The organism is Anaerotignum lactatifermentans (assembly GCF_016902535.1).
Taxonomy (GTDB): domain Bacteria; phylum Bacillota; class Clostridia; order Lachnospirales; family Anaerotignaceae; genus Anaerotignum; species Anaerotignum lactatifermentans_A.
Genome location: NZ_JACSNY010000006.1, coordinates 77108 through 103047 on the forward strand (window position 1 = coordinate 77108; position 25940 = coordinate 103047).

The 25940-nt window shown below is 49.6% G+C and carries 28 protein-coding genes; 5 read left to right on the forward strand and 23 right to left on the reverse strand.

The window, feature by feature from the left end:
- The first annotated feature begins 177 nt into the window (after window positions 1–177).
- The 3 genes from H9X84_RS06355 to H9X84_RS06365 all read left to right on the forward strand — a co-directional run bounded on the left by H9X84_RS06355 (window position 178) and on the right by H9X84_RS06365 (window position 3023).
- Window positions 178–1329, forward strand: a complete 1152-nt coding sequence (locus H9X84_RS06355; protein ID WP_205133471.1) for a hypothetical protein — start codon at window positions 178–180, stop codon at window positions 1327–1329.
- Between the two features lie 107 nt (window positions 1330–1436).
- Window positions 1437–2534: a pyridoxal phosphate-dependent aminotransferase gene (locus H9X84_RS06360; protein ID WP_205133472.1), complete on the forward strand. Its 1098-nt coding sequence runs from the start codon at window positions 1437–1439 to the stop codon at window positions 2532–2534.
- 63 nt (window positions 2535–2597) lie between these two features.
- Complete coding sequence (locus H9X84_RS06365) at window positions 2598–3023, forward strand: Fur family transcriptional regulator (RefSeq protein WP_205133473.1); 426 nt, start codon at window positions 2598–2600, stop codon at window positions 3021–3023.
- A gap of 120 nt (window positions 3024–3143) precedes the next feature.
- Here the strand turns inward: H9X84_RS06365 and H9X84_RS06370 are convergent, their stop codons facing one another.
- The 18 genes from H9X84_RS06370 to sdaAB form a co-directional block, all read right to left on the reverse strand.
- Window positions 3144–3908: an N-acetylmuramoyl-L-alanine amidase family protein gene (locus H9X84_RS06370; protein ID WP_205133474.1), complete on the reverse strand. Its 765-nt coding sequence runs from the start codon at window positions 3906–3908 to the stop codon at window positions 3144–3146.
- A gap of 1 nt (window position 3909) precedes the next feature.
- Entirely contained in the window at window positions 3910–4164 is a 255-nt protein-coding gene (locus H9X84_RS06375) for a phage holin (RefSeq protein WP_205133475.1), read from the reverse strand.
- An 18-nt stretch (window positions 4165–4182) separates the two neighbouring features.
- Window positions 4183–4440 (reverse strand): hypothetical protein, encoded by a 258-nt coding sequence (locus H9X84_RS06380; protein ID WP_205133476.1) that lies wholly within the window; start codon window positions 4438–4440, stop codon window positions 4183–4185.
- A 170-nt stretch (window positions 4441–4610) separates the two neighbouring features.
- Complete coding sequence (gene thrS, locus H9X84_RS06385; protein ID WP_205133477.1) at window positions 4611–6518, reverse strand: threonine--tRNA ligase; 1908 nt, start codon at window positions 6516–6518, stop codon at window positions 4611–4613.
- A gap of 383 nt (window positions 6519–6901) precedes the next feature.
- On the reverse strand, window positions 6902–7813 hold the full coding sequence (locus H9X84_RS06390) for a CorA family divalent cation transporter (protein WP_205133478.1): 912 nt from the start codon (window positions 7811–7813) through the stop codon (window positions 6902–6904).
- Window positions 7814–8010: 197 nt separating this feature from the next.
- Complete coding sequence (locus tag H9X84_RS06395) at window positions 8011–8667, reverse strand: hypothetical protein (RefSeq protein WP_205133479.1); 657 nt, start codon at window positions 8665–8667, stop codon at window positions 8011–8013.
- A 93-nt stretch (window positions 8668–8760) separates the two neighbouring features.
- The gene (locus H9X84_RS06400) at window positions 8761–9072 is read right to left on the reverse strand and encodes a YbjQ family protein (RefSeq protein ID WP_205133480.1); all 312 of its coding nucleotides are present in this window, start codon (window positions 9070–9072) and stop codon (window positions 8761–8763) included.
- 212 nt (window positions 9073–9284) lie between these two features.
- A complete protein-coding gene (locus H9X84_RS06405; protein ID WP_205133481.1) occupies window positions 9285–10685 on the reverse strand; it encodes a radical SAM protein in 1401 nt (466 codons plus the stop codon).
- Window positions 10686–10697: 12 nt separating this feature from the next.
- Window positions 10698–11264 (reverse strand): hypothetical protein, encoded by a 567-nt coding sequence (locus H9X84_RS06410; protein ID WP_205133482.1) that lies wholly within the window; start codon window positions 11262–11264, stop codon window positions 10698–10700.
- A 148-nt stretch (window positions 11265–11412) separates the two neighbouring features.
- On the reverse strand, window positions 11413–11994 hold the full coding sequence (locus H9X84_RS06415) for a TetR/AcrR family transcriptional regulator C-terminal domain-containing protein (protein ID WP_205133483.1): 582 nt from the start codon (window positions 11992–11994) through the stop codon (window positions 11413–11415).
- 205 nt (window positions 11995–12199) lie between these two features.
- On the reverse strand, window positions 12200–13201 hold the full coding sequence (gene trpS / locus H9X84_RS06420; RefSeq protein ID WP_330612285.1) for a tryptophan--tRNA ligase: 1002 nt from the start codon (window positions 13199–13201) through the stop codon (window positions 12200–12202).
- A 27-nt stretch (window positions 13202–13228) separates the two neighbouring features.
- Complete coding sequence (locus tag H9X84_RS06425) at window positions 13229–13450, reverse strand: PspC domain-containing protein (RefSeq protein ID WP_330612286.1); 222 nt, start codon at window positions 13448–13450, stop codon at window positions 13229–13231.
- A 15-nt stretch (window positions 13451–13465) separates the two neighbouring features.
- Window positions 13466–14155 carry a RadC family protein gene (radC, locus tag H9X84_RS06430; RefSeq protein WP_205133485.1) on the reverse strand — a complete coding sequence of 230 codons (690 nt, stop codon included), beginning with the start codon at window positions 14153–14155 and terminating at the stop codon, window positions 13466–13468.
- Window positions 14152–14634: a DUF402 domain-containing protein gene (locus H9X84_RS06435; protein ID WP_205133486.1), complete on the reverse strand. Its 483-nt coding sequence runs from the start codon at window positions 14632–14634 to the stop codon at window positions 14152–14154. Before H9X84_RS06435 ends, radC begins: the two co-directional genes overlap by 4 nt.
- Before the next feature lie 26 nt (window positions 14635–14660).
- Window positions 14661–14951 carry a putative quinol monooxygenase gene (locus H9X84_RS06440; RefSeq protein WP_205133487.1) on the reverse strand — a complete coding sequence of 97 codons (291 nt, stop codon included), beginning with the start codon at window positions 14949–14951 and terminating at the stop codon, window positions 14661–14663.
- A 151-nt stretch (window positions 14952–15102) separates the two neighbouring features.
- Window positions 15103–16332, reverse strand: a complete 1230-nt coding sequence (sstT, locus tag H9X84_RS06445; protein ID WP_205133488.1) for a serine/threonine transporter SstT — start codon at window positions 16330–16332, stop codon at window positions 15103–15105.
- A gap of 104 nt (window positions 16333–16436) precedes the next feature.
- Window positions 16437–17330, reverse strand: a complete 894-nt coding sequence (sdaAA, locus tag H9X84_RS06450; RefSeq protein WP_205133489.1) for an L-serine ammonia-lyase, iron-sulfur-dependent, subunit alpha — start codon at window positions 17328–17330, stop codon at window positions 16437–16439.
- 13 nt (window positions 17331–17343) lie between these two features.
- The gene (gene sdaAB / locus H9X84_RS06455; RefSeq protein ID WP_205133490.1) at window positions 17344–18006 is read right to left on the reverse strand and encodes an L-serine ammonia-lyase, iron-sulfur-dependent subunit beta; all 663 of its coding nucleotides are present in this window, start codon (window positions 18004–18006) and stop codon (window positions 17344–17346) included.
- A 543-nt stretch (window positions 18007–18549) separates the two neighbouring features.
- Here sdaAB and H9X84_RS06460 point away from each other — a divergent pair.
- Window positions 18550–18942: a DUF4430 domain-containing protein gene (locus H9X84_RS06460; RefSeq protein ID WP_205133491.1), complete on the forward strand. Its 393-nt coding sequence runs from the start codon at window positions 18550–18552 to the stop codon at window positions 18940–18942.
- Window positions 18942–19439, forward strand: a complete 498-nt coding sequence (locus tag H9X84_RS06465) for a hypothetical protein (protein ID WP_205133492.1) — start codon at window positions 18942–18944, stop codon at window positions 19437–19439. Before H9X84_RS06460 ends, H9X84_RS06465 begins: the two co-directional genes overlap by 1 nt.
- Before the next feature lie 48 nt (window positions 19440–19487).
- Here the strand turns inward: H9X84_RS06465 and H9X84_RS06470 are convergent, their stop codons facing one another.
- The 5 genes from H9X84_RS06470 to H9X84_RS06490 form a co-directional block, all read right to left on the reverse strand.
- Window positions 19488–21209 (reverse strand): B12-binding domain-containing radical SAM protein, encoded by a 1722-nt coding sequence (locus H9X84_RS06470; protein ID WP_330612288.1) that lies wholly within the window; start codon window positions 21207–21209, stop codon window positions 19488–19490.
- Between the two features lie 70 nt (window positions 21210–21279).
- Entirely contained in the window at window positions 21280–23199 is a 1920-nt protein-coding gene (locus H9X84_RS06475) for a YgiQ family radical SAM protein (RefSeq protein ID WP_205133494.1), read from the reverse strand.
- A 156-nt stretch (window positions 23200–23355) separates the two neighbouring features.
- Complete coding sequence (locus tag H9X84_RS06480) at window positions 23356–23907, reverse strand: thiamine phosphate synthase (protein WP_205133495.1); 552 nt, start codon at window positions 23905–23907, stop codon at window positions 23356–23358.
- Window positions 23900–25159, reverse strand: coding sequence for a 2-iminoacetate synthase ThiH (thiH, locus tag H9X84_RS06485; RefSeq protein ID WP_334298062.1), 1260 nt, complete (start codon window positions 25157–25159; stop codon window positions 23900–23902). Before thiH ends, H9X84_RS06480 begins: the two co-directional genes overlap by 8 nt.
- 15 nt (window positions 25160–25174) lie before the next feature.
- Window positions 25175–25939: a thiazole synthase gene (locus tag H9X84_RS06490; RefSeq protein WP_205133497.1), complete on the reverse strand. Its 765-nt coding sequence runs from the start codon at window positions 25937–25939 to the stop codon at window positions 25175–25177.
- Window position 25940 lies beyond the last annotated feature (1 nt).

Consider the following 25940-nt stretch of genomic DNA (forward strand, 5'->3'; position numbering starts at 1 on the left):
TTTTTCATTTTATCATGTCAAAGAAAAAAAAGAAACTTTTTTTCCGCATGGTTTTCAATATTGTATACCATGCATTTTCCTTCCATTTCTTGACTTTCCTTAAAAAAGTTGTATAATGATATTCGCTATTATTAAATTTCTATTTATATTTATTCACACAAAAGAGGAGTGGTATTTATGGCATCAAAAAACACAGATTTCCGCACCTCCGGCTTCATGAAGGTACTTCTTCCGGGGATCGTGCTGCAGTCCGTTTTGATGGGCGGCGGCTACGCGACAGGGCGTGAAATCATCGAGTACGGCGGCAAATTCGGCGCGATTGGATGGGTATCCGGTGTATTTACCTTCCTGACCTTCGCCGTCATCGCGGTGCTGACCTTTGAACTGGCCCGCATCTATCGTATCTATGACTACAAATCCATCTTGAAACAGATCATTGGCAAGGCATGGCCCATTTACGATTTTCTGTATGTCATCCTGCTGTTTTTGATCATTTCCATCATGGCATCTGCTACCGGTGAGATCTTACAGCAGACCATCGGTCTGAATTATATGGTAGGCGTTGTCATCCTGATTGTTATCGTTGCCTTCCTGAATTTCTTCGGCAGCGCATTTATCGCGAAATTTGAAACATACGGCACCATCGCCCTTTACGCGGCCTACATCATCTTTACCATCATGGTTATCACCGCCAATAAGGACAATATCTCCGCCGTATTCGCTAACAGTGACACCAGCTTTGTAGAGGGCGCTACCATCCCTCTGGCTATGTGGACCGGTATCATTTATTCTTCCTACAACCTGTCCGCTATCCCCGCCGGCCTCTTTACCCTGCGGGCACAGACAAAGAGAAGCGAGGCAGTCATCTCCGGTATCATCGGTGCGCTGCTGATGACTGTTCCCTGGTTCCTGACCTACTTTGCAGTTATGGGCTACTACCCCGATGAAAACATCATCGGCGCGTCCGTACCCTGGCTGGTAATGCTCCAGTCCGTATCCGACAGCCCCATTCCTGTACTGGTATTCGGTGTTGTTGCCGGCTGGACACTGATCGAGACTGCTACCGGCATGATTCACGCACTGCTGGAAAGACTGGACCACAGCATGGAAGAATCCAACAAAGAGCCTTTGTCTCCTAAGATGAGAGGTCTGATTACAGCAGGCATCCTGATCGTTGCGATCCTGTTCTCCAAGATCGGTATCATCAACCTGATCAGCATGGGTTACTCCGCAATCGCTTACGGCTTCATTCTGGTATATCTGCTGCCTCTGCTGACAGTAGGTCTGTATAAGGTAATCAAAAACGGTGAAGTTCCCAAAAAGAACTAACATCCGGCCATAAACAAATCAACCACAGGCGGGAAAACGAGACCACAGCATCTTCTTGTTTTCCCGTTCTGTTTGTCTTAAATTCAAATTTTCAGGAGGTTTTATCTATGAAATTACGTATCCATTCCGCCATCGCGGCCAATACAAAAGTCAGCTATGCCATTGAATCCGCAGGTCCTCTGCCCTATGACATCGACTGCGGCGAAGGCATCAATACGGTTATGGTTCCCCCTGCGGCACAGGCGGCTTTTCAGGAGCTGTCCTTTGAAATGATGCGGCCCTATCCCCATTCCGTTGCCGTAAAGGAAAGTATCCAGAACTACTGGAAAGGCTATATGTCCCCTTCCTTCCGTCAGATCCTCCTCTGCGACGGATCTGTGGGCGGTCTGTATCTTATCAACCGTCTGTTCCTGGAACAGGGCGACGCCGTTCTGGGCTATGTGCCCCAGTTCTCTGAATATGAAACCGATGTAAAAATGTACGGCGCCACATTTGAAGGTGTGCCTCTGAAAAAGGAAAACAATTACCGTTTCTGTGCGGAGGACCTGATCGCCGCTTTGAAACCGGCGCATAAGCTCATTTATCTGGATAACCCCAACAATCCCACCGGCCAGGTAATTCCTCTGTCCGAAATCGAAAAAATCCTGACAGCGGCCCAGAAATACAACACTGCCGTTATTGTGGACGAAGCCTACGGCGATTATATGCCCAAGGAAAACTCCGCCGCTTCCCTCTGCGAAAAGTACGATAACCTGATTCTGGTAAAGACCTTCTCCAAAGGCTTTGGTCTGGCTGGTCTGCGCGCCGGCTATGTGATCCTGCCGGAAGAACTGGTTGCGCCCATGGCCAATATCACAAATCCTTACGCCATGAGCGAATTTTCCCGGAGTATCGCCGCTAAGACCATCGCGGACGAAGATTTCCTGAACATCCTGCGCAGCAAAACAGCGGAACTGAAAAAACAGCTGTTCCGCCCCTGGAAGCATATCTCCATCGCGGAGACCTGCGATACTGTTTCCATCTGCCTGCTGACCCACGATGATCCTAATGTGGATCTAGCGGAGGAATTCGCGAAACGCAGAATCCTTGTCATCTCCGGCGACGATTTCTATACTCTGGGCAAAAACTCCATCCGTTTCCGCGTTCCCGCCGAAGAGGATATGCCTGCCGTTATCCGCGCACTGGAAGAGATCGACGCAAAATGATCCCCCTTCGTTGACAAAGTCCTTTTCCTATACTATCATGAGAGGAAGAAAGGGGGGTAGCACATGGAAGAAAGCTTACTGAAAAGCGCGGATCTGAAAGCGACGAAAAAACGTCAGCTGCTTTTGTCTATCCTCCAGCAGGAAAACCGCGCCATGACGGCGGAAGAAGTACACGAAAAGGCAACACCGCTTCTGGCCATGAACCTCTCTACCGTTTACCGCACCCTGAATACCCTGACCGAAAAGGGCATCCTCAGCAAAACACAGCGGAAGGACAAAAAAGCTTACTATGCGTTAGAGCATCACGACCATCATCACCGTCTGGTATGTACGGTCTGTAAAAAAACCATTCCCGTAGATTCCTGCCCTCTGCGGGAGCTGGAGGAAGACCTGGAACAAAAAACAGGCTTCCGCATTACCGGGCACACGCTGGAATTCAGCGGCATCTGCCCCCTTTGCCAAAAGGCGCTGACAGAAGAAGAAAACTAAAACGGCATGGGTGTTTTTCACCCATGCCGTTTTTATGCCAAAAGAGCAGGCGGCATTTCTCTGCCGCCCACTCCCTTTTCACGAACACAGTTCCATTTTAAAGGAGGTCTGCTGGATTCTTTACAGCAGCTCTTTTCTGTCCAGAATCATAAAAATACGGACCATATCTTCCGTCAGATTCAGATTCCCATTTTCATCGCCGCTGATGACACCTTCTTCCACCAGCTTTTTCATAATCTCCTTGCCATAGGGCAGATCCTCGATTTTCTGATAGCGCATAACTTCTTCCTCCTTCTTTTCCTTTTTTTCGTCAACGTCATAGGATACCCCGTAATAGGCACAAAGCCCCCGGCAGATTCCTTCCGCTGTTTTCCGCCGGTAGCTGTCGCTTCGCAGCAGTTCTGCCTCCTCCGGGTTGGTCATAAAACCGCCCTCAATGAGGATCGCCGGCATTTTGGTCTTACGCAGCACATAAAGATCACCGCTTTTCTTAATCCCCCGATCCTTCCGGCCCAGAGCATCAATCACTTCCCTGTGGATGGCTTCGGCCATCTTTATGGTTTTCTGGTCCGCCTTATCATAGACCCAGCTTTCCACGCCGTTGGCGCTGTTCCAGTCATTTCCGTAGGCGTTGGCATGGATGGATACATACACATCCGCTCCCGCGTCATTGGCTCGTTTGACTCTGGTTTCCAGCGGTGTATCATCATCCTCCGGCGCTGCCAGAAGCACCGCAAATCCACGGACGCGCAGCAGTTCCTCCAGCAGCTGCACTACTGCTTTATTATATGCGTTTTCCTCCATATAGGAACCGTCGGCAAACAACGGGGTCCGTTTCCCTGCCGTTCCCCTGCCATGTCCGTCATCCAATGCGATTAAATACATCTCATTCCCCCTCTTTCTGCTTGTTCTGCTTTTCATCACTAAGCCCTTTTGTGCTGGTATCTGTCAATACCCCCAGCACCGCCAGCAGGGCCGTTCCCAGCAGGAAGGGATTGCCCAGCAGCTCCCCCAGCTGCTGACGCAGGATCTCCCAGCTGGTAAAGGTTTCCGGGCTGACACCCACCGCCGTCATCACTACGGCAGCCAGTCCTACCCAAAAATAGGGATTTTTCATTCGTGCTTTCCAGTTGATCTTCATTTCTCTCCCCCTTTCATACTATGTCAACTCGTCCAATCTGTGATGGGCGCTTTTTACACTGTTCTCCAAAGCGCTCAGGCGGCTCTCCAGCCCCTTCTGCGCGTGTTCCATCTGCTGGATGCGCTGCTGCATCTGTAAAATCATATCCAGCTTGGCATTGACGCCGCCCCGCCATTCCGCGTCTTTGCTTAATGTCCTGTCACGGCCAGCCATCCAGCCCAGAAAACCAATGACACCGCCTAACGCCGTAAAAAACAACCCCACTTCTATCTCCATCTTCTCCTCCTTTCCCCGGACATCCACAGCATACAGAAAAAACAGTCTCAGAAAGTCTCAAGTTTTGCCATCCCCCGAATTTCAGGCGCAAAAAAAGCGGTATTTCGCTTTTTTTGCGAAATACCGCTATGTTTCTGTATTGCTTTTGGGCCGTTTTCAGGATTTCCTGATTAGTCCAAAGATCTTTCCTTTGTTTCCTTCTGGATTCTTGCGATGACGTCTGCCAGATCAACCTGACCTTCTTCGCCGTTCTTTCTGGAGCGCAGGGAAACTTTGTTTACTTCCTGATCCTTTTCCCCAACAACGATCATATAAGGCACTCTTTCGTTTCTTGCTTCTCTGATCTTGTAACCGATCTTTTCCGCTCTGTAATCTGTCTGTACACGAATACCCGCTGCGTCCAAAGCGTCGGATACCTGTTTTGCGTAATCAGCATATTTTTCGGAGATAGGCAGTACCTTTACCTGTACAGGCGCCAGCCATGTAGGGAACTGACCTGCGAAGTGCTCGATCAGGATACCGATGAAACGTTCGATGGAACCGAAGCATACACGGTGGATCATAACGGGACGTTTCTTGCTGCCGTCAGCCGCTGTGTATTCCAGTTCGAATCTTTCAGGCATCTGCATATCCAGCTGGATGGTACCGCACTGCCATGTTCTGCCGATGGAGTCTTCCAGATGGAAGTCGATCTTAGGACCATAGAACGCGCCATCGCCTTCGTTAACCGTATACTGGATATGGTTTTCTTCCAGAGCGTTGCGCAGACCATCTGTTGCGATTTCCCAATCTTCATCGGAGCCCATGCTGTCCTCAGGTCTTGTGGACAGTTCGATATGGTATTTGAAGCCGAAGAGTTTATAAACACCGTCAATCAGGCGGATAACGCCGCTGATTTCGTCTTTGATCTGTTCCGGTGTCATAAAGATATGCGCGTCATCCTGATTGAAGCAACGTACACGCATCAGACCATGGAGCGCACCGGATTTTTCATGTCTGTGTACCAGACCGATCTCACCCATACGGATGGGCAGGTCTCTGTAAGAGTGCATATCCTGCTTATAGATCAACATACCGCCGGGGCAGTTCATGGGTTTTACCGCATAGTCCTCATCGTCAATAACGGTTGTATACATATTGTCTTTGTAGTGTTCCCAGTGGCCGCTTCTGTACCACAGGTCTCTGTTAAGGATAATAGGTGTGGAAACCTCTACATAGCCTGCTTCTTTGTGGATCTGTCTCCAGTAATCCAGCAGTGTGTTTTTCAGCACCATACCATTGGGCAGGAAGAAGGGGAAACCAGGGCCTTCATCCATCATAGCGAAGAGCTTCAGTTCTTTACCCAGTTTTCTGTGGTCACGTTTTTTCGCTTCTTCCATCATGGTCAGGTATGCTTCCAGCTCGGATGCCTTGGGATATGCTGTACCATAGATACGGGACAGCATTTTGTTCTTTTCGCTGCCTCTCCAGTAAGCGCCTGCTACGGATGTCAGCTTGATGGCTTTTACAGCCTTTGTGCTCATCAGGTGAGGGCCTGCGCACAGGTCTGTAAAGTCACCCTGTTTATAGAAGGAAATCACAGCGTCCTCCGGCAGATCCTGAATCAGCTCTACCTTGTATGGTTCTTCTCTGTCTTCCATATATTTGATGGCTTCCGCACGAGGCAGTTCAAAACGCTCAATGGCGATATCCTCTTTTGCGATTTTTTTCATTTCTGCTTCCAGCGCTTCCAGTTCTTCCTGTGTGAAGGCCTTTTCTCTGTCGAAGTCATAATAGAAGCCGTCAGAAATAGCGGGACCGATGGCCAGCTTTGCTTCAGGGTACAGTCTCTTCACGGCCTGCGCCAGAATATGGGATGCTGTATGACGGAACGCCAGCTTACCTTCCTCATCCTCAAATGTGCAGATGCTTACTTCCGCGTCACCGTCTACCACATAACGCAGGTCTTTTACTTCGCCGTTGACAATACCCGCGCATGCGTTTCTTGCCAGACCCTCACTGATGGATTTGGCGATCTCCATCACGGATACGGGCTGATCAAATTCTTTTACCACATTGTCCTTCAATACGATTTTCATACAAAATCTCTCCTTTACCATTTTTTCTTTGATTTCGGAAAGTGCGATTTTTTTGCAATAAAAAAATCCCGTCCACTTTCCTGTTACGGAAAAGGGACGAGAGTATATTCTCCCGCGGTTCCACCCTTATTGTTTCATAAAACCACTCATTTTTGACGATAACGGAGTCACCGTGCCGGATTAGGGCCGCTCAGAGGTGGTCTTCATACACTTTTCAAACGCGGAACGCTTCCAGCCAAGGCGCTCTTCTCTGGCCGTCTGAAAAGGACTACTGTCCTCGTCAACGCTTATAAAGAGATTATAGCACACAAAACGAGGGTGTCAACTGTTTTTACAAAAATACGGCAACTTTTTTTCGTCAAAATGCAGTACCCTCGTTTTTCTTAAAACCATTTCTTTTTCTTAAAAAAAGCAATCCCCAGAAGAATAAACAGAATCGACAGCACAATGACCATGACATATCCATGTTTCCAGCCATATTCCGGCATCTGGAAATTCATGCCGTACCAGCCGGCGATAAGAGTCAGCGGCAGGAAAATGGTAGTAACTACTGTAAAAATCTTCATGGTGGTATTCAGGCTGATGTCCACCTCCGCCTCGTAGGATTCCCGTACCTGGGTCACATATTCCCGCAGATTCAGTATATTCTGATAGCTTCGTTCCGTTCTTCTGGAAAGCATTTTAAAAGAGCGGAGGGTCTTTCCGTCAAAAATGCCGTTCTCGTTTTCCATCATCACATCCAGTACATTCAAAAACTGCTCATAATATCGTTTCATCATCATCAGGTTTTTGCGCAGATGGATGATCTCATTGACATAATTGCGCCGTTCCGAAGTAATGAGCGACTGCTCCAGATGCAGGATCTGCTTTTCCATGGCGTCAAAGGCAATCTCCTCCTCTTTCGTCTGGGCTTCAAAAAACAGATACAAAAGCCGGTTCCAGGAAATCTTTTCCCCCAGGCTCTCGGCGTTTTCCCGCAGAATTTTCAGTACCCGCTCTTTTCTGGAGGTAAAAAAGCAGGCCTTCCCCTTTTCCAGATAGATCACCACACTGCCATGGCTAATGGGGATATTATGATAATTCTGCATCTCCAGACTGATGCAGTCAAAATTTTCAAAGCTGTCATACTTGGCAAAGCCGAATTTTCTGGCCTCCTCCAACAAAAGCAGGGAGATGCCCCATTGTGCCGCCGCCTCCCGCATCTCGTCATAGGAAAACACACCGATGATCTCACATGCCGCCTCCGGCACTTTCTTTTCCATGCGATAGCCGCCTTCTTCCACGATCATGTACATGACATATCCCTCCTTCTGCCTCATTATACCCCGAACACACAGAAAATACAAAGGCAGTTTTCCTGTCTGCATAAAAGAGAACCGCATTAGCCAATTTCATAAAAAACATTCCCTTCAAAAAAAAATCGCCGGAATCCTTTATGCCGCAAAGATTCCAGCGATGTTTATTATGATATCCTTAAGGCAGTTTCTCTCTGTCATTCCCCGGAGAAATTCCGCAGCAGCTTTGCCATGCGGTACAGATATACCAGCTTTATAATGCTGGCCACCAGCAGAGCGATCGTTCCGCCCAGAAGAAGGAGCGCCGCCAGCAAAGTCACAATAGATCCTACCAGCAGCAAAAATGTAGATCCCACAATCACCACATTACAACCCAGATACCATTTCCATAAGTTCTTCCATTTTTCGGAAAAAGCAAAATCATAGTTCCCCAGCACGGTACTATGTCCATAAAATTCCTTATACTCCGTATAGACTGTAAGAGCGGACACTACTACCAGATACAACAGCGCCGCTATGACGCTTTCTCCTATCAGTTCGCCCAGAACGGTGACTATCATAGCTACCATATAACTGATCCCGGCAAATGTATACTGCCCTTCCTTCTTTCCCATAACAAGCAAAATTACACCGTAGACCACACCAGTACAGATAGTCAGTACATCGCCTGCCATCCGTACGGTGGAAGAGGATACCAAACTGGAGTTCATCAGACCTGCTATCAAACCTGGAATCACCAGCCAAAACAGATACCAGACCCATCGACCCAGATAGGCCGCCATTTCCTTTCTCTCCTCCAGATCCGGCAGTACCTCATGGTATGTCCTTTCCTTTTTTTCGTACAGTTCCCCCATGTGCTTCCTCCGTTTCTATGTCCCAAATTCGCTTTTTCCGGAAAACAATACGCCGGAAATGGCCTGCTCTGCCTCCGGCGCCTGTATATCCTCTTATTTATATCTTACCGCTGTGCCAAAGGCCATGACCTCCGCCGCTCCCGGCATGATGGCACTGGTAGAAAACCGCACGCAGACAATAGCGTCCGCTCCCAGCTTTTCCGCCTCCTGAATCATGCGCTTTACCGCCATATCTCTGGCTTCTTCCATCATTTCCGTATAGCCTTTCAGCTCGCCGCCTACAATGGATTTCAGCCCGGCACCGATGTCTCTGCCGATATTTTTGCTCTGAATGGTCGCACCCTTTACCATCCCTAAAAGTTCTATTTCTCTTCCAGGAATGGTTTCCGTTGTTGTCATAAACATATGGTTTCCCCCTTTTTTTCTTTTTTCTTCATCATATCAAAGTAAGTTTTTTTGTCAATGCAATCCTAACAATCTCAATAAAAATGTAAAAAACATGATGCGGGGCAGGGAATTTCTATCCTTTCCCCTTTTTTTGCCGCTCTATGGCAAACATAGCTACAGAAGAAAAAACAGGACTTTTCCCTTCGGAAAAATCCCATTTTCTGCAAAGCTTATTTCTTTTTGTAATTGGAATACAGGGGTGTCTTATGTGGCGTACTCTCCCACAGCTTCTCCGATTCCGGCTTCCACGCCTGGGCGTAAGCGGCGCACTTCCCGCACAGATGCTCCGCCGATTCCGGAGACTGCAAATCCGTAGATTTTGCCCCTGTCTCTCGTACCATCTGCTGCAAAAATTCCGGATTTTCCAGCATAGGGCAAGGCCGCAGATGATTGCCGTTAAAAGGCTGATGATCCCGGTAAGCCATGAAAATAGGGCTCTTCAAAGCTTCCACCAAAGTACAGTCCTTGATATTCACGTTGGAATAATGGATAAAGACACAGGGCTCCACATCCCCGTTGGCGTTAATATGGAAATAGTTTCTGCCGCCGGCGATACATCCGCCAACATACTCGCCGTCGTTCTGGAAGTCCATAACAAAGATAGGCTTGCCTCCTTCTTTCGCCCGCACCTCTCTGAGGCGATGGAAGATATATTTGCGCTGTTCCACTGTGGGAATCAGTTCCACTGCCGCGTCATTGCCTACGGGCATATAATGGAAATACCAGCTGTACCGGCAGCCATGGTCAATGAGCAGATCCAGAAATTCGTCACTGGTTACTGTCTCGATATTGGCTCTGGTATAGCAGATGGAAGTACCGAAAAGCAGACCATATTCTTTCAGCAGATCCATGGCGCGCAGTACCTTCTCATAGGTTCCCTTGCCTCTTCTGCCGTCATTGACCTCCTCAAAGCCCTCCAGACTCAAATTCAGGGAAAGATTTCCTACCTCCTGCATTTCCCGACAAAATTCCTCATCTACCAGCGTACCATTGGTAAAGGCGTTGAAATAACATTCCGAATGTTCTCTGCATAGGCGGATCAGATCTTTTTTCCGCACCAGCGGCTCGCCGCCCGTGAACATATAGAAATAAATCCCCAGCTCCTTCCCTTGCTTTACAATATCGCTCAGCAGCTCATAGGACAGGCTCAGCTGATGGCCGTATTCCGCCGCCCAGCAGCCAGTGCATTTCAGATTGCAGGCACTGGTCGGGTCCATCAGAATCAGCCAGGGCACATTACACTGTAACTCTTCTCTTTTCTGCCGGGTGGTCTTGGTCCCCCGGTAGGCTGCCTGATAGCCCAGATTCAAAGCCGTGGTCCGGATTACATTGGGATGCAGTTCATCCAGCAGCTTATTCACATACCCCATCCATTTTCCGTCAGGCTCCTGAATCAATGCTCTGGCCCCGTCAAAGCTTTCCTTCCGGAACATTCCGCCTGCCAGAGATTCCACCAGGTCCACCAGCTTCAACAGATTTTTCTCTCTATCCTGATTCACATAATGCAGCACGCCGTCTACGGCCTTTCCAATCGCTGCACGTTCCAGTTTTTCCTTTACCGATAATGCCATTTCTTCTTCCTCCTATCCTGCAAACGCCACTCCCAGCGCCGCCGCCATAAAAACACAGCCGCAGACAGCACTGAGGCCTCTGCCCTTCCAACCATACCAATATCCATATCCCAGTCCCGCAAATGCCGTCAGACACAGCGCCAGCCAGATGCCTGCCACACTCACCGCCTTACCAGGATAAATATAATATCCGCCCAGACCTACCACAAATGCCAGCAGACCCATCCGAATGCCGTCGGCCACGCATTTTTTCGCCTGAAGACCTTCTCCTCTGGATTCCTCAAAATCATCCTTTCGGCGAAACTGAGAAAATTCATAGACCCCCAGCAGAAACAACAGGATAAAGCTGCCCGCCATAGGCAGCCCCCGCTGGATTTCCAGGGGAAGCACTCTCTCCAGAAACCACATGACCACAAATCCAGCCGCCACCAGTGCCAGCTCCACTAAAGCAAAGATACAGCCAAAAAACAGGATTTTTCTGCGCCGCATGGCCGCCTGTGTGGCTCCGGCCTTTACCGTCATTTCAAACAGATGCAGTACCAGTCCAAGAGAAACCAGCAGGATCTCTCCCGTACCCATTTCGCCACCTCTTTTCCTTTGTTGTTCTTTCTGATTTTCATTATAAAAAAAAGACTGTATCCGTTAAGATGCAGTCTTTCCTCTTTGTCGGGCTTTTCAAACAAACAGAGGCATTTGTCGTTCTAATTAGCACATATGGTGTTTTTTGTCACTGGGAAATCTCCCGGATTACATCCTCGAAGGAAAAAGAAATCAGCAGAGAATGTACTTTTTCCATCTCCTCCGCGGAAGCGCGCATACCATGCTCTATCCATTTGAGCAGCAAAAAGGTCTCGGCGTTGGCGTAATACTCCGCCAGAATCTCCGGCGAAAACAGCCTGGAGTCCGTTGTCTGCTCCTGCTTTCCCTGTGCGGCTCTGCGGCTGAGAATCTCAAAAATCAGTCCGCTGATAGACTCGAAAACAATCCGGCGGAAGGAATTCTGGCCTTTAATCTTTGCCGCCCGCAGATAAAAGTCCTTTTCCTTCTCCATGGTCACCAGCATCAGCCGGATGCCTTCCCGGAACATTCCCATCTGGAACAGCTGTTTCGTGGGCAGGATCACTTCCTCCTGAAAAATCCACTCCACCAGATCATACTTATCCTTGAAATGATTGTAAAAAGTAGGCCGGATAAATCCCGCCCCATCCGTAATATCTTTTATGGTAATCCGCTCGAAGCTATGCTCCGCCATGAGCTTTTTCAGACTTTCCGCCAGACTTTCTCTGGTCGCCTGCGTTTTCTGGTGCATGGAACGCCCTCCCCCCATAGAATCGCCTATGTTAACAAGTATAAATCATTCCCCATAAAAAATCAAACCCATTCATTACACATTTCATGATATTTCTATCGAATGTTTTTCCCTGTTTTCCTGTGATTTTCCAAAAGAAAAAGCGTGAATTGCCACATTTGTACGGTTCATTTCACGCTTTATCATATTTCTTTTCAATAAAATCTTAGCGGATCTTAGGCGGGAATCCCACTCTCTTCTGTACCTTTGTCAATGTTCTTTCCGCCAGACGGCCTGCTCTCTGGGCGCCGTCTTTGATGATTTCGTCCAGATAATCCTTATTTTTCTCCAGATCCTTAACTTTCTGCTGGATTGGCTCCAGATTTGCCACAACTGCCTCACCGACTGCTGTTTTAAATACACCGTAGCCAACGCCGTCAAATTCTTTTTCCGCCTCCGCAATGGTCTTTCCTGTGCATGCACAGTAGATTCCCAGCAGATTGGAAATGCCGGGCTTGCTTTCATCGAAGCGTACTTCGTTATCGGAGTCCGTCACTGCCCGTTTCACTTTATTCATAATAACAGCGGGCTCATCCATCAACGCAATGGTATTATTTTTGTTTTCGTCAGACTTGGACATTTTCTTTGTAGGGTCCTGCAAAGCCATAATTCTTGCGCCTACTTTGCCAATATAAGCCTCCGGCACCTTAAAGGTATCGCCGTAAATGCTGTTGAAACGAACAGCGATGTCTCTGGTGATTTCCAGATGCTGTCTCTGGTCCTCGCCAACGGGCACCAGATCTGTCTGGTACAGCAGGATATCCGCCGCCATCAGTACGGGGTAAGTAAACAGACCCGCATTGATATTATCGGCATGTTTTGCCGCCTTATCCTTGAACTGGGTCATTCTGTTCAGCTCTCCCATATAGGTAAAGCAATTCAGAATCCAAGCCAGCTCCGCGTGCTGAGAAACATGAGACTGATAATAAATGATATTTTTCTTGGGATCAATACCCACCGCCAGATACTGGGTCAGCAGATCTCTCGCCTGCTTGCGCAGCTTTGCGGGGTCCTGACGTACCGTAATGGCATGCTCGTCTACGATACAGTACAGGCAGTCATAATCATCCTGGAGATTGGTCCAGTTTTTCAAAGCACCCAGATAGTTTCCCAGCGTAATGAGACCGGAAGGCTGCATTCCGCTGAATATTCTCTTTCTTTCTTCCACGTTACATTCCTCTCTTTCTTTCCCGGATCATTTCTTTTCTCTGTATTCCGCGTCCACATAGCCGTCATCTGTCGGGATAATGAATACGCAGGCCAAATAAGCCACCAGACCGATAAAAATAGCGGTAAACAGGGAACCCAGTACCCAGATCAGACGAACCAGCGTTGCGTCGATGCCGAAATACTCCGCGATCCCGGCACAGACACCACAGATTTTTACGTCCGTTGTAGAACGATATAATTTTTTCATCAACAAAACCCCCCTTTAGGTCTCTTTCAGATAGTTATGCTCCAAAAAGCTGAAATAAGCGTTTTCCGAAACAATGATATGATCCGCCACCTCAATGCCGATTTCCCGCAGGATACGGCACAGCTTTGTGGTCAGCTCCAAATCGGAAAAGGACGGCTTCATGGTTCCGCCCGGATGGTTATGCATCAAAATCACAGAGGACGCCTGATATTTCAATACGGTCTCTACCACCACCCTGGGATGGACCACAGACTCATCTACCGTTCCCTCCGAAATGAAACAGGTACGGATCAAACGTTTTCTGCTGTCCAGACAAGCCACGTAAAACCGCTCATAATGATAATCTCCCATCAGGTCCAGCGCATAGGCGCCGGCTTTTCGTACAGAATCCAGAGCGGGATGTTCCTTCCATTTCTCCTGATTTCGCCGCCGCATCAGCTCCTTTTGCAGGCTGATGAGGACTGCCGTACTCTCCTTCACGCCGCAACGCCGGGCGATCTCCACCGGGTCTGCTTCCAGCAAAGCAGTCAGACTGCCAAATTCAGCGATCATTTTATGAGCCAGCGCGTTGGTGTCTCCCCGGGGCACCGCCCCATACAGCAGCATCTCCAACAGCTCATGGTCGGCAAATCCCTCGCCGCCCTCGGTCAGATACCGCTGGCGCATCCGTTCTCTATGGCCCTTATGGAGATTCTCCTCTCTCATGGCGTAACCTCTGGTTCCAGATATTTGGTCAGCTCGGAGAAGTTGCCGCCATAAATGATCTGGAGCAGTTTTTCTACCCGCCGCAGGGAACTTTTGACCACATCCGCGGTAATCATTCCCTCCTCCAGGGCATCCGCCAGCTCCGCCAGATCCACTACCTCCACAAATCCATCGGGGTATACAATGACATCCGCCAGTAGATCCGTAAACACGTAGGCGTTTTCTTCCTGACGGTAGGTCGTCTCAATGATATCGCAGTAGTAATAAACCAGTTCTCCCGCATCATTCAGGAACTTGCTTACCTTATATCCTTCCGAAAGGAAATAGCAGGAAACACCATTACTGAATTTTGCCTTTGGACGAAACACCTTCCATCTGGTTATGATAATCTTATCATCCGCAAACAAAATCTCGTCGTCCTTCAGGGGAATGGTCTCAAAGGGGATATATCTCTGTCTGTATAACATTGCCGGCTTCATAAGCTCGCTCCTTTTTCTTTTACCTGTTAAAATGGTTCCACTTCGCAGACCGTTACCTGAGAAGGCCCGGTACGATAATCGTTCAGCCGGGGCACATAGGCCTGAAAATGCTCGCTGGCGCGATGAGCCGCAAATGCCGCCGCGTCCACGTATTTCTCTACGAAATAATAGACATTTTCATTTTCCTGATCCGCCGCCAGATCATAGGCCAGACAGCCCGCTTCCTTTCGTGTGCCTTCCACCAGAAGCTTCGCCACAGCCAGAAATTCCTCCCGGCAGCCGTCCCGAAGAATATTTTTCGCAAGTACCAACAGCATATTCGCACCTCCTCAAAAAAGTCTATTTCATTATAATGAATTTCCAGGGAAAATACAAGGCGAGGGGCGTAGAATACAAAAAAAAATAAGCCCTGCCGGCTGAGCCGGCAGGACTTTTCGTACAACCTCTATGTTACATTGAATTTGTTGATTACCAAGTAATGGGTTTGCCTTCTTTTTTCCAATCATGGAATTCAGCAGCTGCTGTAAACAGCGCGTCTGTGGAGGAGTTCAGACCTGTCTCGCAGGAGTCCTGAACAACGCCGATGATGAAACCGATACCTACAACCTGCATTGCCACGTCGTTGGAAATACCGAACAGGGAGCAAGCCAGAGGGATCAGCAGCAGGGAACCACCAGCAACACCGGAAGCACCGCATGCGGAGATCGCTGCTACGAAGCTCAGGAAGACCTTCATAGCCAGAGGTACTTCGATACCTACTGTGTTTACGCAAGCCAGAGTCATAACTGTAATTGTGATGGCAGCACCAGCCATGTTGATTGTAGCGCCCAGAGGGATGGAGATGGAGTAGTTGTCTTCATCCAGACCCAGGGATTTGCACAGTGCCATGTTAACAGGGATGTTCGCAGCGGAGCTTCTTGTGAAGAATGCTGTGATAAAGGAATCCTTCAGGCATTTGAATACCAGTCTGTAAGGGTTCTGTCTGATCTGTGTGAACACGATGATGGGGTTCAGGATCAGAGCTACGAATGCCATACAGCCAACCAGGATACCCAGCAGTTTACCGTATTCTGTGAAGATACCCAGACCGTTTGTGGATACTGTGGAAAATACCAGACCCAGGATACCGAAAGGAGCAAAGCTGATTACCCATCTAACTGCCTGAGAAACAGCGTCAGAGAAATCGCTCAGAGCTTTCTTTGTTGTTTCGCCAGCTACTTTCAGAGCCAGACCAAATACAACAGCCCATGCCAGAATACCAATGTAGTTTGCGTTAATGATGGAACCGAAGGGGTTCGCTACAACGTTCATCAGCAGGTTTGTGAATACTTCGCCGATACCGCCGGCAGCTTCATAGCCTTCTGCTGCTGCAGCGCCGTCCAGAGGCAGTGTTACATGGATGAAGTGGCAAGCGATAACCGCTACTACTGCAGCCAGGAATGTACCTACCAGATACAGAACAACAACACGCCCCATGGTTTTGCCGCCGTCTTCGTTACCGCAAGCCAGAGCAGCGATAACCAGGAAGAATACCAGGATGGGAGCGACTGCTTTCAGAGCGTTTACAAACAGAGTACCCAGAATGCTGATACCTGTTGCCTGGGGAACTGCAACACCCAGGATCGCACCGATGATCAAACCGCAAATAATACGTTTTACTAAGCTAATGCTATTCCATTTACTAAGAATGTTTGTCATGATTATGATTCTCCTATAAAATAATTATTTCCGTATGAAGTTTTTGTTTCGGGGTTGTACGAAAATTAAAATAAATTATTGGAAAGTATTGCTTGCCTCCAGTTTTACTGGCAGCATCCAAATACTTTTTCACAAAGCTTTTTGCCTGTAGGAGTTACCGCCAGACCGCCCTCTGCCGTCTCCTTCAGTGTAGAGGACATAGCGTCGCCGATTTTCTTCATGGCGATGATAACCTCATCCGCGGGGATCGCGCTTTCGATACCGGCCAGAGCCAGTTCCGCAGCCACGAAGGCGTTTGCAACGCCTGCCGCGTTTCTCTTGATGCAGGGGATCTCTACCAATCCCGCAACGGGATCGCATACCAGACCCAGAATGTTTTTCAGTGCGATGGCACAGGCATGTTCACACATATCCGGTGTACCGCCGCAAACCTCAACCAGTGCGGCTGCCGCCATAGCGCTTGCCGCGCCGCATTCTGCCTGACATCCGCCCTGAGCGCCGGCAATGCTTGCGTTATTGGCAATAACCATACCCACAGCGGATGCTGTAAACAGAGCCATTACCAGATCGTGGTCGCTGATATTTCTGCTTTCCGCGATAGTCAGAAGCGCAGAAGGCAGGATACCGCAGGAGCCGGCCGTAGGAGCCGCTACGATCTTACCCATGCAGGCGTTTGTCTGAGATACCGCCAGCGCTTTTGTCATGGCTGTACCAAAGATCTTGCCGCAGATGTTTCTGTTTTCTTCCACCGCGCGCATCATTTTAAAAGCGTCGCCGCCTGTCAAGCCGCTTGCAGAACGTTTGTCGGGGTCCAGGCCCTCCTGAACGGATTCACGCATAACCGCCAGAGATTTTGCCATGGCAGCGTAAAGGGCGTCTTCTGTTGTTTCCGCCGCTTCCGCCTGCTCCCGCAGAACGATCTTGGAAAGAGGCTCATTGGACTGCTTTGCCGCAGCTACCAGATCTGCTATGGAATCATATTTAAACATCTTTCTCACCTCTCTCCTTCTATTAAATTGCTTTCAGAATCGTACAGGAGAAAATGTGTTCATTTTCCAGAATGGCATCCTGTACGGAATCGTTGATATCACCGTCGATCTCAATGGTCATAACGGCTGTGCCGCCCTTATGGTCTCTGCAAAGAGAGAAGCCATGGATGTTTACGCCTTTGTCCGCCAGGACATTGGTAACCACCGCGATCATACCGGGTACATCACGATGAGGAATCACCAGTGTATCGGATTTCCCATTGATCTCTACCTCAGTACCGTTGATTTTATTGATGATGATATTGCCGCCGCCGATGGATGCGCCCTGTACCAGAGCTGTATTCCCTTGCGCGTCTGTCAAAGTGATCTCCGCGGTATTGGGGTGTGCGCCGTCAATATCAGCCTCTTCGAATGTGAAGTCCAGCCCTTTTTCCTTCGCGATATCCATGCTGATACGGATTCGTGCGTCGTCTGTATCCATCCCCAGAATTCCTGCAATCACAGCCTTGTCTGTTCCGTGACCCTTATAGGTCTTGGCAAAGGAACCGCTGAAACGGATATGCGCCTTTACAGGCTCCTTGCCCAGAATGGAGCGGGCATACTTGCCGATGCGAACCGCGCCAGCTGTGTGGGAACTGGATGGACCAATCATTACGGGGCCGATAATGTCAAATGCTTGTAACATACAAACCCTCCCATTTCATTGTCTGCATACATCTTAAGATTTCTTTGGAAATTCTTAATCTTTTAGCAACACAATTATATATGATAAAATTCTACAAAGTCAATAGAATTTCGAAAAAAGTTTGCTTGGCAAGGACACAATTTGTAAAAATCAGGACATTTGTCCTCTATACATGGACACTATGCAAATCTTCCCCTGAATTTCCCAATTTTCATTGGTAATCTTCCACAACTTCATTCCTCCATTCAGCTCATTTTCATCTTATTTTAATAAACCACCCTCCAAAAATCGACTGCCTTTAGCATTTCTCATAAAAAATTATTTTTCTCTCCGGCATCTTTTTGATTTCTCATTTTGGGACGCCAATTTGCCGTTTTTTTCCGAAATCTCGCCGTTTTCTGGTCGTTTTATGTCCCACGCTTAGGAGGAACTGATCGGCCCTTTTTCCACAATTCCTGACCTATTTTCTGTCAAAAACCTTGACAAAAATTTCACCATTTCCTAAGATAATACCATATGTTTTATGCAAAGGAGGCGCTTCATATGAATCGGAAAAAAACTTATCTGGCAGGCGTTGTTCTGGTAATCCTGTGTATTCTGGCGGCGGTCCTGTATACCCAGAGCCGTCCAGAGACCACAGAGGGCCAAAAAGCCTTGTCTGTCATCGTCATCCATGGAGACGGCAGCGAAAAAACCTTTGATTACACCACAGATGCCCAATACCTGGGGCAGGTTCTGGAAGAACAGCAGCTGGCCAGCGGCACAGAAGGCCCTTACGGCACCTTCATCACCACTGTAGACGGGGAAACCGCCGATGAAACGAAGGAGCAGTGGTGGTGTATTACAAAAGAAGGGGAAATGATCTCCACTTCCGCCGATGAAGCCCCTGTTTCTGACGGTGACCAGTACGAACTGACTTTGAAAGAAGGCTACTGATGAACGGCAAACCAATCCTGCGGCTGACACAGATGGGACTGATGACGGCCTTTCTTTTCCTGGGCCAGGTTCTGCTGTCTTTCCTGCCCAATATTGAGCTGGTGAGTCTGCTGATCCTGCTCTATACCCTTTGTCTGGGACGAAAGGTATTCCTGGTCATTTACTGCTTTGTCTTTCTGGAGGGCTTTCTTTACGGCTTTGGCATCTGGTGGTTCAGCTATCTCTATGTATGGAGCATTCTGGCGGCCCTGGTCTATTTCTTCCGAAAAAACGACTCCGCGCTTTTCTGGGCCATCCTATCCGGATTTTTCGGCCTGGCCTTCGGCGCTCTCTGCGCCCTGCCTTATCTGGCGGCAGGCGGATGGGCGGCGGCATTTTCCTACTGGGTCTCCGGACTTGGCTTTGATCTGGTCCACTGCGCGGGAAATTTTGTTCTGACACTGATCCTCTACCGACCTCTGCGCGCGCTTTTGGCCCGTTTCTTTTCCGCGGCATAAAAAAAGCAGATACCATTCTTCTGTATCAGATTGGTACCTGCTTTTTCTTTATCCTTCCAGCACTTCTATGGGCAGAATCTGCACCGCCGCATTCCCCAGAAGATCCTTTCTTCCATAATCGAAAAGCACCGCTGTTTTTTCATTCATTACAGCCAGATGCGTCTGCCCTGCCGCCTGCTTTTTCCCGCCGGCGTAATGAGGCAGATATTTTTCCATTTTTTCCTTTGATCCATAAAAAGAAAGTATCTTTTCCCTCCATTGATAATCCGCCTCTGTTTTCAGACAATCCGGCAGACGATTGGGCCGTTCATGGAGCATAAAATCAAAACGCATCCGTTCCCGCAGCTCCTCTGCGTCAGTTTCTTCCTTTTTCATGGAAAAATCCCATAAAAAATCACAGAGCGCAAATTTTGAAAGAGAAATATAATGTTTCTTCTCTGCCACCCATTTCTCCGCCAAAGCCTCGTAAAAAGCGAAGGGACTTTCAAACAGGGGCACCAGATACTCCAGCGAATGAAGGAACCGGCCGCTGTTGTAATAGGTCTCCACCATTTCCTCCACATACTTTAAACGCAGAGTATCCACGAAAGGCAGTGCGTCCGTTTCCAGCACCTCATAGGGCGCCGTATCATGGGTGATAATGCCGTACTCCTCCCGTTTCTGATGAAGCATGGACCCTTTCAGCAGTTTTAAAAAACCCAGCTGCAGCTGTTCCGGCGCCAGGGCGTATACATCATTGAAGGAGCGTCCAAAGGAGGCGTAATCCTCAAAGGGCAGCCCGGCAATCAAATCCAAATGCTGGTGAATATTTTCCCCTGCCTTGATCTGCCGCACCCGCTCCGACAACACCTCAAAATCCACATTCCGGCGGATGGCCTCCATGGTTCTGGGATTGGTGGTCTGTACGCCGATCTCAAACTGGAAGAGTCCCCTGCGCACCCGCTTCAAAAAGTCGATGGTCTCCTGATCCAGCAGATCCGCCGTGATCTCAAAATGGAAATTGGTGATGCCGTTGTCATGTTCATGGAGATAACTCCAGATGGCCATGGCATGGCTCTTCTTACAGTTAAAAGTCCGGTCAATGAATTTCACCTGACGCACCTTCGCATCCAGAAATTTCTGCAAATCCGGCAGCGCCTTTTCCAATGGCACAAAGCGTACCCCCTGCTCTACGGAAGAGAGGCAGTAGCCGCATTGATAGGGACATCCCCGGGAAGTTTCATAATAAATGATCTGGTTTTCCATATCAGAAAGATCCGGCGCATAGGGAAAGGGCAGCAGTGCCAGATCCAGCGGCGGCTGGGGCGGTGTGGAAAGGATGCGCTCTCCCTGCCGGAAGGTCAGCCCCCGGATCTCCTCCAGGTCTTTCGGCCCGCCGCCGTCGAACCAGTCCAAAAGCTCCGTAAACACCTGCTCGCCCTCTCCCCGCATCACCAGATCCACCGCAGGGTTCTGCCGCAGGAAATCCTTGCTGTCATAGCTGACCTCCGGGCCGCCGAAGCCAATAACGCAGTCCGGCAGAATCTTCTTTAGGATAGGACAAATCTCTTTCAGCTCCTCCACATTCCAGATATAGCAGGAAAACAGGACCACATCCGGCTTTTGCCGGAAAATCTCCTCCGCAATAAAATCCACCCGCTGGTTAATGGTGAATTCCATAGTCACAATATGATGATGTTTTTCATTGTCCTGAAATTTAGATAAATAGCGCAGTGCCAGATTAGAGTGAATATATTTGGCATTCAGCGCCGCAAGCAAGATCTTTTTCACATTCCGCCCTCTTTTCTCTCTGACAGCCGGAAAGCCGGCCTTTCTGATAGGAAAAACACCGGCTTTTTTGTCAGCTTTTCTTTTTATGCACATTCCGGATGGTCTTTTTCTTTCCCGCAGGGGCTTTCGTCTGCTTTTCCGGCTTTCTTCCCGGTTGAGGACGTTTCCCGCCGCCCGCTTTTCCCGCCGATTTCTGCCCCATTTGTCTGGGACGGATCAGACAATGGCTGTCAAAGCCGATGAGATCCTCTCTGTGAGCCAGACGCAGCGCCTCCCGCACCAAATCATAATTCTGAGGCAGACGGTACTGCATCAGCGCCCGCTGCATCGCCTTCTCATGGGGTGTTTTGGGCACATAGACCTTTTCCTTCGTTCTGGGGTCGATGCCGGTATAATACATGGCCGTGGAAAGAGTCCCCGGTGTGGGATAGAAGTCCTGCACCTGCTCCGGCATGTGGTGAATGTCCCGCAGATATTCCGCCAGCTCAATGGCCGCCTGCAAGTCACTGCCCGGATGGCTGCTCATCAGATAGGGCACCAGATACTGGTCCATGCCCAGCTGCCGATTGATTTCCTCGTATCGTTTTACAAACCGGCGGTACACATCCCCGCCGGGCTTGCCCATTTTCGCCAGCACCTTTTCGGAAACATGCTCCGGCGCCACCTTCAGCTGGCCGCTGATATGGTACTTGCACAGTTCCCGGAAAAAAGTCTCGTCTTTATCATAAATCAGATAGTCGTACCGGATGCCGGAACGGATAAATACTTTTTTCACCCGTGGAATCTCCCGGATTTTCCGCAGCAGCTGCACATAATCCTTATGATCCACCTCCAGATTCTGGCACTTGGTGGGCCATAAACACTGCTTGTCCCTGCAGGCCCCATGCTCCAGCTGTTTTTTGCAGGCCGGCTGGCGGAAGTTGGCCGTCGGCCCGCCAACGTCATGGATATACCCCTTAAAATTGGGATCATGGGTAATCTTTTCCGCCTCCGTTACCAAAGAGCGATGGCTTCTCGCCGTTACGACCCGTCCTTGATGGAAGGCAAGGGCGCAGAAATTGCAGTTGCCAAAGCATCCCCGGTTGCTGACCAGACTGAATTTTACTTCCTCAATGGCCGGAATTCCGCCCTTTTCCTCATACATGGGATGGTAGGTCCGTTCATAGGGCAGCGCATAGGTTCGATCCAGCTCCGCCATCCGCAGCGGCGCAGAAGGCGGGGTCTGCACTACATTCCACTCATCATATTCCTCGATCAGCGTTTTTCCGATGACAGCATCCGTATTCTGGTACTGTATCAAAAAGCTGTCAGCATACTTCATTTTATCCGCTTTTACCTCACGAAAAGGCGGCAGCATAATATAATCGTAGGCTCTGGAAATATCCTTCGTTTTGTACACGGAACCCCGCAGGAAGGTCAGCTCCGAAACAGGAATACCGCTGTCCAGAGCCTCCGCCATTTCCACAATCTGATGCTCACCCATGCCGTAGAGCAGAAGGTCCGCCCCGCTGTCCAGCAGGATAGAACGGCGCACCTTATTGTCCCAGTAGTCATAATGGCTCAGCCGGCGCAGGCTGGCCTCAATGCCGCCAATGATGATGGGGGTCTTTTTATAAACCTCCCGCAGCTTGTTGCAATAGACAATGGTAGCCCGATCCGGCCGCAGTCCCATCTGGCCGCCGGGAGAATAATTGTCCTTCTGCCGCCGTTTTTTCGCCACCGTATAATGATTCACCATAGAATCAATATTCCCGGCGCTGACCAGAAAAGCCAGTCTGGGCTCCCCGAAGCGGCAGAAATCCTCTGTGCTCCGCCAGTCGGGCTGTGCCAGAAAGCACACCTTGAACCCGTGACTTTCCAGCACCCGGCAGATGATGGCCGCGCCAAAAGAGGGATGATCCACATAGGCATCCCCGCAAATATATACAAAATCCGGCTGTTCCCAGCCTCTTTCCAGCATTTCCTCTTTCGTTACCGGCAAAAACGCCATGTCCGCCTCTCCCTTCTGTCTTCTCTCGCGGATTCTTTCTCTAAGACACATTATACCGGGAAAGGCCGCCTCTGGCAAGGCGGGAAGATTTTCCCCACAAAAAGAAAAACAGCCTTATGCCCCTCCATAAAGCTGTTTTCTCCATAAATCTGTTTCTCATTTCATAAAGCCGGACATCATACACCCGCCGGCAGCGCCGGCCTTCAGGATCTCCTCCATCCGTTCCATTGTCACGCCGCCGATGGCATACACAGGCACCGGGCACTTTTCACATACTTCTTTCAGCAGTTCCAGCCCCTTCCCCGGCAGCCCCGGCTTGCAGTCCGTCTCAAAAATATTTCCCAGAAAAAGATAGGTCGCGCCCAGAGCCACAGCCTCCTCCATTTGTTCTACGCTGTGGCAGGAGGTTCCTAATATCTCCCACTCCGCCGGATTTTTCAGCATCCGCAGGCTCTCCAGCGGCAGATGCAGCCGCCGGATGCCCAATGCCTTTGCCGCCTGCTCAAAGCCGTGCAGATACAGAGGCACCTTTTCCTCCTCGCATACCTTCCGCACCTGCTCCGCCAGACGGATATATTCCTCCAGAGAAAGGTCTTTTTCACGCAGTACCACCGCCTTGGGCCTTTTGCGGCAGACCCGACGGATCTGTTCCAGAAAATCTCCCGTCACCAGTTTCCTGTTGGTGACCGCAATCATATGCTCAAACATACAGGTATTCATTCAGCACAGGCTGGAGGCCGCCTTTTTCCAAATCCTCGTACATCTGGGCAAAGCTGCGGCTGTCATCGATCTCGAACTGCTCGTCGCCTACGTTGCTGTCCTCGCTGCCGCTGTATTTCGCCTCGTGATCGCCGATCCCGGTGGATACCCCGGCAGATACCTTTGTGGCGCAAATCTTGGTGATGCCGTTGCGGAAGGATACAGATTCCCGGCTGGAAACCGTAATGCCCACATAGGGCAAGAACAGACGGTAAGCGCAGAGAATCTGGCAAAGCTCCCGCTCGCCCACATCTTTGGGATTGATTTTATCGTTGTTGATAATGGGCCGCAGTCTGGGACAGCTGAGACTCAACTCCGCATGGGGGTATCTGCGCTGAAGCAGGTATACATGGAGGGCCGTCGCCAAAGCGTCCTTCCGGAAATCGTCCAGCCCCAGCAGGGCGGAAAAGCCTGCGCCGCGCATCCCGGCCCGCAGTGCCCGTTCCTGTGCGTCAAAGCGGTAGGGCCAGATCCGTTTATGACCCAGCAGGTGCAGTTTTTCATAATGCTCCGGATTATAAGTCTCCTGGAATACAGTCACATAGTCCACACCGCATTCATGGAGGTATTTATACTCGTCTGTATTGACGGGATAAATCTCAATGCCGATATTACGGAAATATTTCCGGGCGATCTTCACCGCTTCCCCAATATACTGGATATCAGAATATTTCCGGCTCTCCCCTGTTAAAATCAGGATCTCTTCCATACCCGTAGAGGCAATGACCTGCATTTCCTTTTCGATCTCCTCAAAGGTCAGCTTTTTGCGCCGGATGTTGTTGTAGCAGTTAAAGCCGCAGTAAATGCAGTAGTTCTGGCAGTAGTTGGCGATATAAATGGGTGTAAAAATGTAAACGGTGTTGCCAAAATGCTTTTTGGTCTCTTCCTCGGCCTTTCTTGCCATTTCCTCCAGAAAAGGCGCCGCCGCGGGGGACAGGAGCGCCTTGAAGTCCTCTATGCTCACCCGCTCATGGCTGAGAGCCAGCCGCACATCATCGGCGGTATATTTATTGTAATCATAGGCGGCAAATTCCCGCAGTACGATATCCTTGATATCGGAATCAATGATTTCCATGCCCGCCATATATTTCATATGGTCAGAACGGATGGAAGGATCGTTTTCCAGCTGATGCTTCCGTTCCAGCACCTCCGGCGGCAGCTGGTCACTGTCGATAAAATAAACCTGACTTTCCTCATCAATCATGGGTATCCCTCCTTATCTCAAAAATCCTGTCAGCGGGTCGGAAGCGCTGCCGCCTCTGGCCAGCACAGGGCCCATTCCTGTCACATACGCCGTTCTGCCCGCCTCAATGGCCTGACGGAAGGCTCTTGCCATGGCAGGCACATCCCCCGCTGTGGCAATGGCAGTATTTGCCATAATGGCCGCCGCGCCCATTTCCATGGCCTCGCAGGCCTGAGAGGGCTTACCGATGCCGGCGTCTACGATAATCGGCAGGTCGATCTCGTCAATGAGGATCTGGATAAATTCCTTGGTGGCAAGGCCTTTATTGCTGCCAATGGGAGAAGCCAAAGGCATCACCGCAGCCGCCCCGGCATTCTGCAAGTCTCTTGCCACATTCAGGTCGGGATACATATAAGGCAGTACGATAAAGCCTTCCTTAGCCAGAATTTCCGTACATTTCACTGTCTCATAGTTATCGGGCAGCAGATATTTGGAGTCATGCATAATCTCTACCTTCACGAAATCCCCGCAGCCCATTTCCCGGCTCAGTCTGGCGATCCGTACCGCTTCCTCTGCGTTTCTGGCACCGGAGGTATTGGGCAGCAGCGTTACGCCCTTGGGGATAAAGTCCAAAATATTCTCTTCTTTTTTCGTGTTGGCTCTGCGCAGGGCCAGTGTAATGATCTCTGCGCCGCCTTCCTCTACGGCCGCCTTGATGAGCCCCAGGTTATACTTGCCGGAGCCCAGAATAAACCGGCTGTGAAATTCGTGTCCGCCTAATATCAATTTGTCTTCCATG